This window comes from Streptomyces sp. CBMA152 (assembly GCF_014596475.1).
Classification (GTDB): domain Bacteria; phylum Actinomycetota; class Actinomycetes; order Streptomycetales; family Streptomycetaceae; genus Streptomyces.
Map to the genome: position 1 here is coordinate 65730 of NZ_MECJ01000011.1, position 15300 is coordinate 81029.

14 protein-coding genes and 1 pseudogene are annotated in these 15300 nt (G+C 69.7%); 6 read left to right on the plus strand and 9 right to left on the minus strand.

The window, feature by feature from the left end:
* Positions 1-47 precede the first annotated feature (47 nt).
* Entirely contained in the window at positions 48-635 is a 588-nt protein-coding gene (locus BG418_RS09985; protein ID WP_188273396.1) for a cysteine hydrolase family protein, read from the minus strand.
* A gap of 74 nt (positions 636-709) precedes the next feature.
* Here BG418_RS09985 and BG418_RS09990 point away from each other — a divergent pair, with 74 nt between their 5' ends.
* The 3 genes from BG418_RS09990 (at position 710) to BG418_RS10000 (ending at position 3985) form a co-directional block, all read left to right on the plus strand.
* Positions 710-1693, plus strand: a complete 984-nt coding sequence (locus BG418_RS09990) for a GlxA family transcriptional regulator (protein WP_188273397.1) — start codon at positions 710-712, stop codon at positions 1691-1693.
* Positions 1694-1909: 216 nt separating this feature from the next.
* A complete protein-coding gene (locus BG418_RS09995) occupies positions 1910-2935 on the plus strand; it encodes an alcohol dehydrogenase catalytic domain-containing protein (protein ID WP_188273398.1) in 1026 nt (341 codons plus the stop codon).
* A gap of 225 nt (positions 2936-3160) precedes the next feature.
* Positions 3161-3985: a phosphotransferase gene (locus BG418_RS10000; protein ID WP_188273399.1), complete on the plus strand. Its 825-nt coding sequence runs from the start codon at positions 3161-3163 to the stop codon at positions 3983-3985.
* A 4-nt stretch (positions 3986-3989) separates the two neighbouring features.
* On the opposite strand, the gene BG418_RS10005 is transcribed toward BG418_RS10000, so the two are convergent.
* The 5 genes from BG418_RS10005 to BG418_RS10025 form a co-directional block, all read right to left on the minus strand.
* Positions 3990-4889: an oxidoreductase gene (locus tag BG418_RS10005; RefSeq protein WP_188273400.1), complete on the minus strand. Its 900-nt coding sequence runs from the start codon at positions 4887-4889 to the stop codon at positions 3990-3992.
* A gap of 174 nt (positions 4890-5063) precedes the next feature.
* Complete coding sequence (locus BG418_RS10010; protein WP_188273401.1) at positions 5064-5507, minus strand: SRPBCC family protein; 444 nt, start codon at positions 5505-5507, stop codon at positions 5064-5066.
* Entirely contained in the window at positions 5504-6304 is an 801-nt protein-coding gene (locus tag BG418_RS10015) for an ABC transporter permease (RefSeq protein WP_188273402.1), read from the minus strand. Before BG418_RS10015 ends, BG418_RS10010 begins: the two co-directional genes overlap by 4 nt.
* Entirely contained in the window at positions 6301-6954 is a 654-nt protein-coding gene (locus BG418_RS10020) for an ABC transporter ATP-binding protein (protein WP_317453588.1), read from the minus strand. The genes BG418_RS10015 and BG418_RS10020 overlap by 4 nt, the downstream gene beginning before the upstream one ends.
* An 87-nt stretch (positions 6955-7041) precedes the next feature.
* Entirely contained in the window at positions 7042-8109 is a 1068-nt protein-coding gene (locus BG418_RS10025) for a polyprenyl synthetase family protein (RefSeq protein WP_188273403.1), read from the minus strand.
* A gap of 244 nt (positions 8110-8353) precedes the next feature.
* On the opposite strand from BG418_RS10025, the gene BG418_RS10030 reads away from it, so the two are divergent.
* From BG418_RS10030 to BG418_RS10040, 3 genes are all read left to right on the plus strand, one after another.
* On the plus strand, positions 8354-8731 hold the full coding sequence (locus BG418_RS10030; RefSeq protein ID WP_188273404.1) for a hypothetical protein: 378 nt from the start codon (positions 8354-8356) through the stop codon (positions 8729-8731).
* 304 nt (positions 8732-9035) lie between these two features.
* Positions 9036-9923: a glycerophosphodiester phosphodiesterase family protein gene (locus tag BG418_RS10035; protein ID WP_188273405.1), complete on the plus strand. Its 888-nt coding sequence runs from the start codon at positions 9036-9038 to the stop codon at positions 9921-9923.
* A 454-nt stretch (positions 9924-10377) separates the two neighbouring features.
* On the plus strand, positions 10378-11583 hold the full coding sequence (locus BG418_RS10040; protein WP_188273406.1) for an alpha/beta hydrolase: 1206 nt from the start codon (positions 10378-10380) through the stop codon (positions 11581-11583).
* Positions 11584-11676: 93 nt separating this feature from the next.
* Here the strand turns inward: BG418_RS10040 and BG418_RS10045 are convergent, their stop codons facing one another.
* The 3 genes and pseudogenes from BG418_RS10045 to BG418_RS10055 form a co-directional block, all read right to left on the minus strand.
* Entirely contained in the window at positions 11677-12066 is a 390-nt protein-coding gene (locus BG418_RS10045) for a hypothetical protein (protein ID WP_188273407.1), read from the minus strand.
* Positions 12067-12200: 134 nt separating this feature from the next.
* A pseudogene (locus tag BG418_RS10050) lies at positions 12201-12371 on the minus strand (IS256 family transposase); the annotation flags it as partial.
* A 33-nt stretch (positions 12372-12404) separates the two neighbouring features.
* Complete coding sequence (locus BG418_RS10055) at positions 12405-15134, minus strand: discoidin domain-containing protein (protein WP_188273408.1); 2730 nt, start codon at positions 15132-15134, stop codon at positions 12405-12407.
* Between the last annotated feature and the right edge of the window lie 166 nt (positions 15135-15300).

Sequence of the window (15300 nt, forward strand, 5' to 3'; positions counted from 1 at the left end):
CGCTTTGCGTGGGCGCGGCATCAAAGACGGCCAGGCATGACACGGGCTCAGGGGCGGGCGGCCGCGACCAGGGCGTCGGTCGTCACCACCCGGGCGAAGCCCCCGCCGTGCAGCGAGACGGCACTCGCCCTGGCCAGTTCGTCGGCGGTCAGGCGCCAGCCGTTCGGGCCGGTCAGGTCGAAGGTGTGGGTGGCGTCGAGGGCGACCAGCACGTCGTACCCCAGGTTGCCGCCCATACGAGCCGTGGTCTCCACGCACATGTTGGTCTGGATGCCCGTCAGCACGACCTGGGTGATGCCTGCCGCCTTGAGCCAGTCGCCAAGGTCGGGGGTGCCGTAGAACGCCGAGTTCACGGACTTGGTGACGAGCAGCTCCGGCGCGCTGCCCTTGCCACGCCGCTCCTCGACGTATTCCTTGAAGGCGTTGCCCTCGTATCCGGGCCGCAGCGGCGAGCCGGGCTCGACGGAGTCGTGGCGTACGAAGACGACGGGCCGGCCGGTGTCCTGCCAGGACGCGATCAGGGATGCGATGTTCTCGTCGGCGGCCGGGTTGTTGCGCGGGCCCCAGAACTCCGACTCGTCGAAGCCCTTCTGCACGTCCACCACTACCAACGCCGCGTTCTGTGTGATCTCCATACCTACGATCCTGCCGCCCCGCGGGTCCGGCTCACAGGAGACGGAAAGACAGCGATCGATGATTTACTGCCAGCATGACCCGACCGGCACCGGCCCATCGCATCGCCCTGCTCGCCTTCCCCGGCATCCGGGCCTTCGACGTCTCGGTGATCACCGAGGTGTGGGGTGCGGACCGCACCGACCGCGGGGTGCCCGCGTTCGAGCTGCGCCGGGTTGCCGTCGGCCCCGATCCAGTGCCGATGCGTGGCGGGCTCGCGCTCACCCCGGACCGCACCCTCGCCTGGTTGCCCCGTGCCGAGCTGATCCTGGTGCCGGGTCTGGACGACCACGTCACCCCGGCGCCCGAGCCGATGCTCGCGGCGCTGCGCCGCGCCCACGCCCGGGGCACCACCATCGCCGCGCTGTGCGGCGGCGCGTTCGCCCTCGCGCAGGCGGGGCTCCTTGACGGCCGCCGGGCGCTGACCCACTGGGCGCTGGCCGACCTGCTGCGCGCCGGGCACCCACGGGTGCGGGTCGAGGCGGACGCCCTGTTCGTGGAGGACGGCAATCTGTGGACATCAGCCGGCACCGCCGCCGGCATCGACCTGTGTCTGCACCTGGTGCGCACCGCACACGGCGCGGAGGCGGCCGCGGCGATCGCCCGCTCCATGGTCACCGCACCGTTCCGGACCGGCACCCAGGCCCAGTTCATCGAGCATCCGACCCCACACGCCGACCGCGATCTGGACGCGCTGGCCGAGGTGCGCGCCTTTGCCCTGGCGCACCTGCACGAGCCGCTCACCGTGGCCGCGCTCGCCGCCCGCGCCGGAATGTCCCCGCGCTCGTTCGCCCGGCACTTCGCGTCGGCCACCGGGACCACCCCGCTGCGCTGGCTGCTCGGCCACCGCATCGCGGCGGCGCAGAAGCTCCTCGAACGGACCGACCTCCCCATGCCGGAGATCGCCCGCCGGTCCGGTTTCGGCAGCGAGGTCACCATGCGCCAGCACTTCGCGTCGCACCTCGCCACCAGCCCACACGCCTACCGGACGTCGTTCGCCGCACCGGGCACGCGCGGCTGAGATCCGTATCGCTCGGGATGGTGGGGGCGCGCGGCTTGACCGGTAAGGCCCTCCGCTTCTTCCCCCGGGTGCTTGCACCCTTTCCTGCAGGGCCGCAGAGAAGGGGGGTCGCCTCGTGCGCATCGCCGAAACCAGGAACAAGTCAATTGTTTCCCGGCATCGATCCCTGAGCGAGCTGCCGATGTTCGGTGACTACGTCCCCGAGGAGCGCTGAGAATGAGTACCTATCGAGTGGTGCAAGTGGCCGCCGCGAACGGCCCGTTCGAGCTCACCGAAGGGGAGGTGGTGCAGCCTGGTTTCGGCCAGGTCAGGATCGCGGTGGAGGCGTGCGGTGTCTGCCACACCGACGCCCTGTTCGTGAGCGGCGCGATTCCGGGCATATCGTTCCCCGAAGTACCGGGGCACGAGATCGCGGGCCACATCGAGGAGTTGGGCGAAGGCGCGCGGGACCAGGGCTGGCAGGTCGGCGACCGGGTCGCGGTCGGCTGGTTCGGAGGCAGCTGCGGACACTGCAGGCCGTGCCGGGAAGGCGACTTCATCGTCTGCCGAAACCTGAAGGTCCCGGGATGGGCGTACGACGGAGGGTTCGGCGAAAAGGTGATCGCGCCGGTCGACGCCCTGGCCCGCATCCCCGACGCGCTCGCGGCGGCCGATGCCGGACCCATGGCCTGCGCGGGCGTGACCGTCTTCAACGCCCTGCGCCGCAGCGCCGCCCGGCCCGGAGATCTCGTCGCGGTGCTCGGTCTGGGCGGCCTCGGACATCTCGGCGTGCAGTACGCCACCGCGATGGGATACGAGACCGTGGCGATCGCCCGCGGCCCCGAGAAGGCCGGCTTCGCCAAGCAACTCGGCGCCCACCACTACATCGACAGCACCTCCGCCACCCCGGTCGCCGAGGCGCTGCAGTCCCTCGGCGGCGCCAGGGCCGTACTGGCCACGGCCGGCAACTCCGACGCCATCACCGCCACCGTGAACGGCCTGGCCCCGCGCGGGGAACTGGTGGTCATCGGAGCGGACACCACCCCTCTGGACATCAACCCGAACCAGCTGCTCACAGGTCTCCCCGTCATCCGGGGCCACGCGAGCGGCACCGCGCAGGACGTGCAGGACACCATGGCCTTCAGTGTCCTGCACAACATCCGCCCCATGACCGAGACAGTGCCACTGGACCGCGCCGAGGAGGCGTACCGGAAGATGCTGGCCGGCAGGGCCCGCTTCCGGATGGTCCTCACGACCGGCTGACACCCACTCGTCACCACGGGATGGGCTGCGGGCCCAGAGGCAGGGCGGGCGGTATCAGACCTTGACCTGGTTCGGTATATGTCTCACACCGTCAGACGCGAAGTGGAACAACCGTCCCCGCTCACTACCGCTGTCCCCCCACCCTCAGTGAGGCCACCCCCACCAGCGGCCCCGTCACCGGCAAATGCGGCTGCACGGGCGGGCGGGGCACGCTAGAACTGACTCATGGACGACGAGCAGCGTTTGCCCGGCGGCAGGACAGTGGGAGCGGTGCGCCGCGGTGACGCGGTCCACCGGCCCGTCCAGCCGTGGACGCCCGCCGTGCACGCGCTGCTGCGCCATCTGGAGGCGGTCGGGTGGGAAGGCGCGCCTCGGGTCCTGGGAATGGACGAGCAAGGGCGTGAGGTCCTGACCCACCTCGACGGCGAGACGGCGGGCGAGGACCTGCCCTGGCCCGCCTGGGTGTACTCGGACACCGCGCTGGAGGACGTCGGCCGGTGGGCCCGGAGGCTGCACGATGCGACCCGGTCCTTCGTCCCGCCACCGGATGCGCGCTGGCTCGCCGGGCAGACGTGGCGGCCCGGCCTGGTCATCGGCCACCATGACGCCGCCCCGTGGAACGCGGTCTGGCGCGACGGGAGCCTGGCGGGCTTCTTCGACTGGGACACCGCCGGCCCGTCATCGCGTGAGTTCGACCTGGCCTTCATGGCGTTGACGTGGGTTCCCCTGCACGCGCGCGGGTTTGCCGAGCGGACCGGCTTCACCGCCTTCGAAGACCGCTCCCGACGGCTGCACCTCCTGCTCGACGCGTACGAGTACGAAGGCGACCGCTCGGCCTTCGGAACCGTGGTCGCCGCGCGGGCCAGGACCAACGCCGAGGTCATCCGCCGCATGGCCGCCGACGGCGACCCGGTCTACGTCGCGCTGGAGCCGGTTGCCGCCGAGCTGGACCAGGCCGCCCGTGAAGTCGCCGCACTGCCCGCCACCTTCTGGCTGCGCCCGGACCGAGGCTCCAGCACGTTCCATGGACCAGATGACGGGCCCGAGTAAGCGATCAGGATGCGGTGCAGTCGACCGAATCGAGGAGTGCGAGCTCTTCCTCCGTCAGATGCAGGGCGCCCGCCGCCAGGTTGTCGAGGAGGTGGTCCGGGTTGCCCGTTCCCGGGATGGCCAGGACGTGTTTGCCCTGGTGCAGGGTCCAGGCCAGGCGTATCTGCGAGGGTGACACTCCGTGCGTACGGGCGACGGTGAGGACCTGCTCGTGCTCGGTGTGGACGGCACCCGCTTCGCGTCCCGCGCCGGCGATGGCGAAGAAGGGCACGAACGCGATGTCGTGTGCGGCGCATGAGCGGAGCATCTCCGCGCCGCCGCGCGCGTCGATGCCGTAGCGGTTCTGGACACACACCACCGGTGCGATCGCCCGGGCCTGGGCCAGGTGCGCGGGGCGGGCGTTGGAGAGGCCGAGGTGGCGGACGAGTCCGGCGTCACGCAACTCGGCGAGGGCCCCGAAGTCCTCACTGATCGAGTCCTGGCCCATGACCCGCAGGTTGACCACGTCGAGGTGGTCGCGGCCGAGCTGACGCAGGTTCTCCTCCACCTGGCCGCGCAGCTGGTCGGGCCGCGCCCGGTCGGTCCACTCGCCGCACGCGTCCCGTACGGGCCCGACCTTGGTGGCGATGACCAGGTCGTCCGCGTACGGGGCCAACGCCGAGTTGATCAGCTCGTTGGCGGAGCGCAGCCGGGAGAAGTAGAACGCCGCGGTGTCGATGTGATTGACGCCGAGGTCGACCGCCCGGCGCAGTACGGCGATCACCTGGCCGCGATCGCGCGGGGTGCCCTGGTGGAAGGCGGCGCTGCCGGTCAGGCGCATGGCACCGAAACCGATCCGGTTGACGGTGAGGTCTCCGAGCAACCATGTGCCTGCGGCCCCCGCACGGACTGTCTCCGACGTCATCTTTTGCATCCACTCCTCTGGAACAACCCTCGCCCCGTGACGGTTTGAAGCGCGGCAGGGGTGGAGTATGCCCAGGTCAGAGTGGCGACGAGAAGGCATCACGTGGCAGAGGAATGTCACAGTGAAACCGGGAATCCTCGCATGGCACACCGGGTTGTTGATGATGACGCTTCATCAGGAGCCAAGGCCGTTCAGAGCACGCTGCCCGGCCCGCATGGCCAAGGAGTGGTTGAGACGGAACAGTGGCCGTGCCAGGGGCATCCAGCGTCGCAGTGCGGCCTTGCGGACCACGACGTGCTCGGTGAAGTGGGCCATGCAGCCGTGCGGTTCGCCTGGCTCCACGGCCCAGCGGACGCTGCCCGTGATGTCACCGTCGAGCGTCGCTTCCAGGACGCGCTCGATCGAGTCCTCGACGACCGCCGTCAGACGGGTCGTCAGTGAGTAGGGAAGGGTGGACCTGATGACCAACTCGCATTCCCGTTCGCCGGCCCGCCTCACGGAACGGATGCTCGGCCACCACGTGGCGTAGTCCCCGACGTCGGCGAGTTTCGCGTACATCGCGTCCGGCGGGAGCGGTGCCTTCCAGCGGCCGGTGAGGCGGATGTCGTGACGGTTCACACGGTCCTCCCGTTCGGCAGTGGGACACGAGGAGCGGGCAGGTGGCTGCGGGTCCGGGCGAAGAATGCGACCGTGCCGAGCAGCCACATCGCGAGGAACCAGGCGGGGCCGAGCAGCAGATGACCGTACGGAGTGTCCGTGGACGTGAACCCGGCCGTGAAACCGACCTGTGTGGGGCCGTATGAGGGAAGGAACTGGAGCCCGCCCCTGTCCGCCGCCCGGTTGCTGATGGGGTTCTGCAGCATGGTGTCGAGCAGGCTGGCCATGATGATGACGAAGAGACCGGCCAGTTCGTTGCGCAGGAACGCGCCGAGCAGGATGCCGATTCCGCCGTAGCTGAGGGCGGCGGTGAACAGGCCGAGGGCGAGGACGAGGAGCCGGACCGGATCCCAGTACCAGCACACCACGGCGGTGGCGTACGCGGCGATGAGTGCGGACGCGGTGGTCATCGCGATGACCTTGGCCACCAGGAGACAGGCGCGTGAGTATCCGGCGAGCGCGAGTCTGCGGTCGAAGGCGAGGGCTTTGAAGGTGGTCATGAACATCATGAACCCGACGATGAGCGTCACCGTGTTGATGGCCCCGGACACCATGGTCAGGTGATTGCCATTGACGGTCACGGTGCGTCCGGTCGCACGCAGCACGAAGCTCACGGGTTCGGGGGTGACGAACCAGTGCTCCAGCGTCAGCCAGAGCGGGATGTAGACGACGATCAGCACAAGAGCCAGCCGATTGCGGGCGTGTTCGAGCAGCGCGAAGCCGACGCCCGTGCGGAACGCTTCCCACACCCGGCTCACCGCACGGCTCCCCGAGCGCCGACCGGGCGGCCCTCCTCGTGCCACAGCGTCGTCACGCCGTCCCGCAACCGGTGGACGACGTCGAGGCGTTGGGTGTCCCAGGCCAGGTGCGACACCACGAGGATGCAGCGGCCCCGGTCGCGCAGCCGGGCCGCGACGTCCCAGAACTGCACGTACGTCTCCCAGTCGAAGCCCTGGTACGGCTCGTCGAGCAGCAGCACGTGAGGGTCGTGCAGGAGCGCCAGGGTGAGGTTCAGTTTCTGCCGGGTTCCTCCGCTGAGCTGCTCCACGCGCGTATGCCGGTACTCGGCGAAGTGCAACTCCTCCAACAGCTCCTCGGCGCGGCCGGTGCCCTCCAGCCGGTAGGCGGTCCGGAACCAGCGCAGATGCTGGTCGACGGTGAGCGCGTCGTTGAGCACCGCCTCCTGCGGGCAGTACCCCAGCGAACCGTGGCGCTCCACTTCGCCCGCGTCGGCGGCGATCTGCCCGCACAGCACGCGCAGCAGGGTGCTCTTGCCCGAGCCGTTCTCCCCCACGACCCCCGTCAGAGTGCCCGGTTCGAGGCGGAACGAGACCCCCTTCAGGACGCGCCGTGACCGGTAGGCCTTGTGTACGTCGTGCACGCGCAGGGTGTACGGGGTGGGCGGCACGGTGGGTCTCCTCCTCGTGCGCGGGACGGCGCGCGGGTTCGTGCAGGGCTGTCCCGTTTCGTACAGAGCTCTTCCGTGTTTTCCGTGTCAACGTCTGCGGCGCGACAGACAGTCGATGAGCGCCTGCCATTGCTGCCGGACGCTTTCCGGGTTGCCCACCTCGTCCAGTGCGGCGAGGGCCGACGCCACGTGGTGGCCTGCCGCCTCCTTGGCCAGCTCACGGCATCCCGTCGCCTCCAACAGGCGCATGACTTCTGGGATTTGGGCCGGGGACAGCGGTGCCGAGTCGAGCAGGTCGGCGACGCGCAGGCCGTCGGCGGTGCCCGAGCCGGCGGCGAGGACCAGCGGCAGCGTCTTCTTGCCGCGGAGCAGATCCGCGCCGACGGGTTTTCCGGTGAGCGAGCTGTCACCCCACAGACCGAGCACGTCGTCGAAGATCTGGAACGCCACGCCGAGGTCGCTTCCCGCCGCCCGCAGGGCGCGCACCATGTGCGGCGGCGCGTCCGCCAGCACGGCGCCGAGGGCCGCGGCACAGCCGAAGAGCGCACCGGTCTTGCCGCGCGCCATCCGCACGTACTGGCTCTGGGACGTCTCCCGCGGCGGCCGGTGTTCCAGGGCGAGGTCCTCCGCCTGGCCGTACACCATCTGCTCCGCGGCGACGGCGAGCTCTTCCGTGGCCGCGTGGGCACCCGGCACCTGGGCCCGGACGACCGTGGCCACGGCCTGGACGATGAGCGCGTCCCCGGCGAGCACGGCGGCGCCGGTGCCGAATCGGGCCCATGCGGCGGTTTTGCCCCGCCGCTCGGCGTCGCCGTCCATGACGTCGTCGTGGAGCAGGGAGAGCTGATGCACGAGTTCCACGGCCGTACCGGCCACGGCGGCGAACCGCTCCGGCGCGCCGACGGAGCGGACCGACAGCAGGGCGAGCGCCGCCCGGACCCGCTTGCCCGCCCGGGACACCGGCGCCGGGGAGTCGCCGGTGTCCCACCCCAGGTGGTAGCGGCACACCGTGGCCACGGACGGGTGCAACCGGTCCACGGCCGCGCGCAGCGTGGGCTCGACGAGCTCCGTCCCACGCTGCAGGAGCTCCTCGCCTTCCGCCCTGGTCCCGGACCCGTCCAGCAGGCCGACGCCGTGCGGCGGAATATGTGTCATCGAACCCTTGCCCCGTCCAGTGGTCCCTCGTGATCGCCTCGGCCCCTCGGCTCGCATAACGACGGCGACGATCACGGGTTGCGGCCCGGGGCGGCAGGATCGGGTCATCCCACGATCACCACACACGCGATGACGGCAGGGTCACCCGTTCGAGGGGGCCGGGTGGCTCCCGAGGGGAGGGTGGCCAAGAGTGGGCCGGGAGTGGGGGTGACTTGGAGCCCGTCTACTGATGAGGAGGCGCGTCATGCGCCGTTGCGCCACCGTCGTCGCGATCGCCCTGTGCGGGGCAGTCGCCGCGGGAACCACGGGACCTGCCTTTGCGGCCGCCACGCCCGAGCCCCCGCCCACAGGCGGGAATTCGCTGAGGCAGGACCGCCGGGACGGCGACGACGACAAGACCGAGCTGGCGACGTGGATGGCCGAGCTGGACAAGCTCATCGCGGACGAGAAGAAGGACATGGAGGCGGACGTCAAGGACGCCAAGAAAGACGCCGAGGAAGCCAAGGACGACGCGCAGAAAGAGATCGCGGAATTCAAGAAGGAGATCGACGCACTCCGGAAGGAGTTTGCCGACCTGATCAAGCAGCTGACGCCGAACGCGGCGGTACCGCCGAAGCCCTGAACCCCGAGCCCGCACGCCGCGGCCTGACCGCCCGCAGGTCTGGTACGTCAGGAGACTGCAGATATGGGCGTGTCCGGTGAGTCCCGGCGGACCTGTTGGGCATCGTCTACTCGTACGGCGGTGAGCCAGACGGGTCGGAGGCGGCATGTCCTCTGGGGATGCGGGAGAGCGGGGAGCGATGTTGAGGGTGCGGCGGTGGGTGGCTGGTCTGGCCGCGACGGTTGCTGTCACGGGCGCTGCCACGGCGGTCGCCATGGTTCCGGCGCAGGGATCTGCTGCGCATACGCAACGGGCGACAGTGGCGATGGACGGGGGACGGCAGTCCTCGGGAGGTGCCCGGCTCCCGCTGGCGATCGCTCATCGGGCCGGTACCGCGGACTTCCCGGAGAACACCGTGCGGGCGATCGACGGAGCGCTGGCCCACAAGGTGGACATGATGTGGCTGAGTGTGCAGGTGAGCCGGGATGGTGTCCCTGTTCTCTACCGGCCCGCCGACCTCGCCGCGCTCACCGACGGCTCGGGCAGCGTCGCGGACATGGACGCCGCGGAACTCACGCGTCTGAACGCCGGCTACCAGTTCAAGAACACTGCGGGCGAGTATCCCTACCGGGAGCATCCCACCCCGATGCCCACGCTGGAGGAGGCTCTGCGGCGTATCCCGCAGCGGATGGGCGTACTGCTGGACATGAAGTCGCCCGACCCCCACACCCTGGCGCCCGCGATCGCCAAAACACTCGACGCTCTGCAGAGCGAGGGACGCGGGGAGTGGCAGCGGGTGCGTTTCTACTCCACCGAGAAGCGCAACCTCGATGCCATCGCCACCTACCCCCGGGCGCAGCTGTTCGAGGAACGTGACACCACCCGCACACGCCTGGTCACCTCACGTCTGACCGGCGACTGCGTCGATGCACCCCGGTCGGGAACATGGGCCGCGTTCGAGTTGCGCCGTGATGTGACGGTGACGGAGAAGTTCACCCTGGGCGAGGGCCGCAGCCCCGTCAAGGCCCTGATGTGGGACCGAACCACCTCGGCCTGCTTCCACACCCACCCCTCGGTCAAGACCGTACTGATCGGCATCGACACCAAGAACGACTACGCAACCGCCACGAGACTGGGCGCCTACGCCGTCCTGGCCGACTCCCCCGAGCGAATGATGAGGATCAAGAACGAGGCGGCGGCGGCACCTCGCTGACGCGTCGGCAACACACCCGAGTTCACCAACAGGCCTACCGTCGGCAAACGCGTTTCGGCCACGCCAGCGCTGGGGTGATCTCGCTCTACCGCCGGCGCCCGCTTACGAAGGCGGCCCGCGGATCCTCGATGCGGACCTGCCCTGGGGGGGACAACGGGTCGATGAATACAGCCGGTTGGGGCACCTCCAGCAGGAGGTCTGGTGCAGCGCCGCGTTGATCCTTCGGGGGTTCATGCGGCCTTGAGTGGGCTGACGTCGTAGGTCCAGCGGTGGGGGCTTGGCGTCGTGTTCGTCGTAGGCCATGACTAAAGTGGCGCTCGACGATGCCGGTGAAGGGAACCCCACGCCGCACGACATAGTCCCGGCGGATGACTCCGGTACCTCGCGGGGGCTACGAACGACACACATCTATGGGCTGATTCGATACGGAGCCGCGGAACCTAGCGTCGATCTCATGAAACGCAATCGCCGTATCAGCGCCGTCGCGGCGCTGGCGCTCGCCGCCCTCGTCACCGGAACCGGCGCCGGGTTCGCCGCCACGACCACACCGTCGGCCACACCGGTGGCCACGCACGCGTTCGACACCGCACCGGCCACGGCCACCGCGCCCACGCGGTCCTTCCACGGCACGCTCCCCGCGCCGACCGGCCCCTACGCCGCCGGCGAGGACGTCATCCACCTCACCGACACGAGCCGCCCCGACCCGTGGGTGCCGTCATCCGGCCCCCGCCAACTGACCGTCACGATGGTCTACCCGGCCGTCCCCGGGACCGGGACTCGGGCCCCTTACATGACCCTCGGCGAGGCAGCCGGAGTCCTCCAGCACCGGAAGATACAGGCGAGCTCCGGCATCACCCCCCAGACCCTTTCCAGCGTCACCACTCACGCCTTCGACGACGCGCGGCCGCAGCACGGCAAGTATCCGCTGGTGGTCCTCTCAGCCGCGGCCGAGAACCCGCGCATGACGCTCACCTCGCTCGCGACCGACCTGGCCAGTCACGGCTACGTCGTCGCACTCGTCGGCCACACCTACGAAGACAGCGGCGAGACGCTGGCGAACGGCCAGACGCCGCCGTGCGCGATCTGCGATCACCCGGAGCAGATCGACTTCAACTTCGAATCCGCCAGCCGCGCGCGGGACGTGTCCTTCGTGATCGACCAGTTGACGCATGGCAATACCGCGTGGCGCCTGGCACACCTCATCGACAAGCACGAGATCGGCATGGCCGGACACTCCCTCGGCGGAGCTGCGGCCGCCGCCACGATGATCGCCGACCCGCGCGTACGGGCCGGAGTGGACATGGACGGCGCCTTCTTCCCGGCCCCGATGCCCGGCCAGATCAACCGGCCGTTCCTCATGCTGGGTCGAGCCGACCACTCGCCCGGCGACCACGACACCACATGGGAGCAGGCATGGGCCGCCCTCGGCGGCTACAAGAAGTGGCTGACGGTCTCCGGCGCCGACCACTTCAGCTTCGCCGACCAAGACGTGCTTCAGGAGCAGGCCGGCTTCCCGACGCCGCCCCTCTCCCCGGAACGCGGGGTGGCGATCACCCGCGAGTACGTGACAGCGTTCTTCGACCAGACGCTGAAGGGGATCCACAGTCCGCTGCTGGACGGCCCCTCGCCGAACAATCCGGAAGTACTCTTCCAGCACTAGTGCAGCGCCGCGTTGATCGAGCAATAGTCGATACCTGTGGATGTCGAAGCGCCCCGCCAGGTGCAGGCGGGGCGCTGGGTCGTGCGAAGAGGCTCAGATAGCCCAGAGGGTCGGGCCGTCCTGCCCCCTGCTCGCCTCGGTCGGGTAGATGTAGGCGTAGTCGATGTTGCACGGCATGTACCAGCCGGCGTTGTTGTAGCCGGACTGGGTTATGTCGTTCCAGTTGACCCTGTAGGTGTGCCCGCAGTAGTCGTGCGCCACAGCGTAGAAGCGTTCGTCGGTGGTGGCGTTGCCGTTGCCGACAACCCAATAGACATGGTTGGTGCCGGAATCGCAGATGTAGTACTCGGCCCCGTAATAGCTGTGATACGTCTGCGTGCACCCGCCGATGACGGCGGCACTCGCGGTGCCTGCGGTGCCGACCACTCCGGCGGCTGCCAGTCCGAGCGCGGCGACCGTGCCGGCGATACTCTTGAGACGCATGCGTTTCCCCCTTCTCGGCAGGCCACGGGCGCGGCCCAGCAGGATGCTAGCGGCGGTGAGTGGTCTGCACTAGCGATGCACGCGTTCGTCCCGTTCGGCGGCCAACTCGGCTATGTATTGGCCGACTTCCGTCCCCAGCGCGGCGAGCATGCGCCTGGCGCCGGCTCGACGAGCTCAAACACCATGGCGAGGGCTGCGGCGCAGGATCCCGCGCCCTCGGTGACCTTGGTGCGGAGTCCGACCGTGGCGAAGGTGGACTCGATGGGGTTGGTGGTCCGCAGGTGGATCCAGTGCTCGGCGGGGTAGTCGATCCAGCCCACTCCCCCGCCGCGCTCTGCCTAGTTCACCGTCAACTCCGCCACTCCCGGGTGCGTCTTGGCCTCCGCGTCACCGCGCACCGTGACCCGTACGTACCGTGCGAGTCGCACATCGCCGGCCACCGCGCGCTGCCAGTGCCGCCCGTCGAGGGAGAGCTCGATGCTGTAGGCGGTGGGCTTGGTGGTGGTCCACGTGGGGGTGACCTTCTTGATGGGGACGGGCCTGGTGAGGTCCGTCGTCAGTTGGCCGCTTGCGCCGTCCGGGACCCAGGCCGTGGCCGTGTTGCCGTCGACGGCGGCGTTCGCGTACATGCCGGGTTGTTCGGACGAGGCCGTGGCGGTGGTGCAGCGGGCCGCGTTGGTGGTGGGGGTGAGATCGGGGCGTCGGGTCTTGAGGACGGCCGGGGCGTTCTTGCTGACGATCTGCTCGCCCTGCGGGGTGTCGAGCGTCATCGGCGCGCCGGCGGTGAGGCGCACGGTGGTGCGGTGGGCGCCGAGTTCGATGTCGTAGGTGCGGCCCTGCCAGGTCAGGCCGTGCAGGGTGACGCCGCGGTCGAGCTGCGGGGGCAGCATCGGGTCCAGGTGCAGGCGGCCTTCGCGCATCCGCATACCCGTCAGGCCGTTGGTGAAGACCTGGAGGAAGCCGCCCTTGCCGGTGAGGAAGTCGTGCGCGGGCGAGCCCGCCAGGGGGTCCTGGGCGCCCGCCTTGTCGCCGCGGGCCTCCGAGAACTGGCCGAAGGGGCCGCGTACGAACGGCTTGATGGAACGCTCCAGGTAGGTGTACGTGGAGCAGCCCGGCTCGCCGATTCCGGCGGCGTCGATGGCGTGCACCGAGTCCGTCATGGCCGGGCCGTCGGGGTCGGTGCGCTGAGCGTAGTAGTCGAGGGTGGCGGCGTCGGCGCCCTTGGGCATGGGCCACTCCAGCGGGTACATCAGCAGGACCGTGTCGGCCTGTTTGATGGTGCTGCCCTTGTAACCGTCGTACTGCTGGAAGACCTTGCTCTTCGCGTCGTACGGGATCCGGATGCGGTCGGCGATCGCGTTCCACTCCGCCGGGGCCCGCTTACCGAGCAGTTCGGCGGCGCGGGTGGCGTGGCGCAGGGCGGTGGCGGCGCCGGCGTTGGTGAAGACCGCGTCGTCGACGCCGTTGCTGTACTCGTCCGGCCCGGCCGTGTTCTTGATCGAGTAGCTGCCGTCCGTGTTGCGGCTGACGCGGCCCGCCCAGAACTCGGCGATGCCCTGCAGCACCGGCCAGCCGCGTTCGCGCAGCCACCGCGTGTCGTTGGTGGCCAGGTAGTACTGCCAGGTGGCCAGGGAGATGTCGGACTGGAGGTGGATCTGGGTGCGGCAGTGCGGCGGGTCGACGCTGTGGCACTCCTGCGCCAGATCGCCCGAACTTCCGCTGTTCCAGGGGTAGAAGAGCCCTTGATAGCCGAGTTTGCGGGCGTTCTCGCGTGCCCCCGCGAGGGTCCGGTAGCGGTAGTCGACCACGGTCTTGGCGAGTTCGGGCCGGGTGGCGAGCAGGCCCGGGTACATCCAGGTCTCGGCGTCCCAGAAGACGAGGCCCGCGTAGTTGTCGCTGGTCAGGCCCGTCGGAGCGATGCTGTTGGCCGCGCCTTCACGGGTGTTGGAGAGCAGCCCGTACTGCGCGGACCGCACCCACGACTGCATCTCGGGCTGCCCGGCCACTTCGATGTCGCTGCGCCACAGCCGCGACCAGGCGGCGGTGTGCGAGCGCAGCAGGGCATCCCAGCCACGGTCCGCGGCACGCTGCGAGGTGGCGGTGGCGTCCCGGCGCGGTGCGCGCGAGGTCAGCGCCGTGTCTACGCCGACGTACTTGGCGAAGTCGTACGACTGCCCGCTCCGGACCGCAAGAGTGAGACCCTGATGAGTCGTCATATCCTTTGTCTGCTTGGCCTGTTGGGCCTTGGCGGCATGCGCTCCGCGTCCGGCGCGCAGGGTGGAGACAACGGCTCCGTCCACGTTCGTGCCGTCCGTACGGAACGCCACATCCATGCTCGGCGCGACCTGCCCGCCACTGCGGTTCCCGCTGGTCCGGTCACCGCCGCCGGTCTGCTGCATACGCCGCGCGCCGCGGCCGTCCAGGACGTCGGTGACGGCCGCCTCGCCGCTCCAGTGCGGCGTCATGGTCATACGTACGGCGCCGACGTGCGGGTTGACGCGGTCGGCGAGTACCTCGTACACGAGGTCGGTCCGGCGGCCGTCGGCGGCGGTCCAGGTCAGCGACGTACGCACCACGCCGCAGTAGAGGGACAGCGACTGGCTGTAGTGGGAGATCCGGCTGGGCGACGTCGAAGAGTTGAAGGTATCGCCGTGCGCTCCACCCGTGGTGACGGTGAGTCCGGTCCAGGTGGGCAGCGCCGCGACGGCCTGCCGGTCCCCGGCGGTCTGCTTGTTGTGCGCGTACAGGCCGGACACGAAGGAGCCGTCGTAGCGCGGGGTGAACAGCGGCCAGCCGGTCTTGGCCGTGCTGTCGGCGTATCCGGCACCGTTGGGCGGCACGCGCTGGCCCAGGTAGCCGTTGGCCACGAAGGCATGGTGGGTATCCGCCGCATCGATACGGGTGGTGCCGAGGGTCCAGCCGTCGCTGTCGCGGCAGTTCGCGGTCGTGGCGGCGGTGTTCCGCGCCGGCTGCGAGGCCGCCGACGGCACGGAGGTGACGAGCGCTCCGGCCAGCAGCACCGCGGTCAGCCGGGCGGCACGCGGCCGCACACCGAGGGAGTACGTCATTGTTCTCCGTCACTCTGGTTCGCCTGCGAGGGTCCAGGGACCATAAATTTCCTGAACGATCCACGTCAATAGCTAGGCATTATTAATCAAGTTCCGAATACATGAGGTCTGCGACGTGGGCTTGGTGGCGTAACCGCCCTGTGGCCCGAAGGTGAGAGGTACGGGT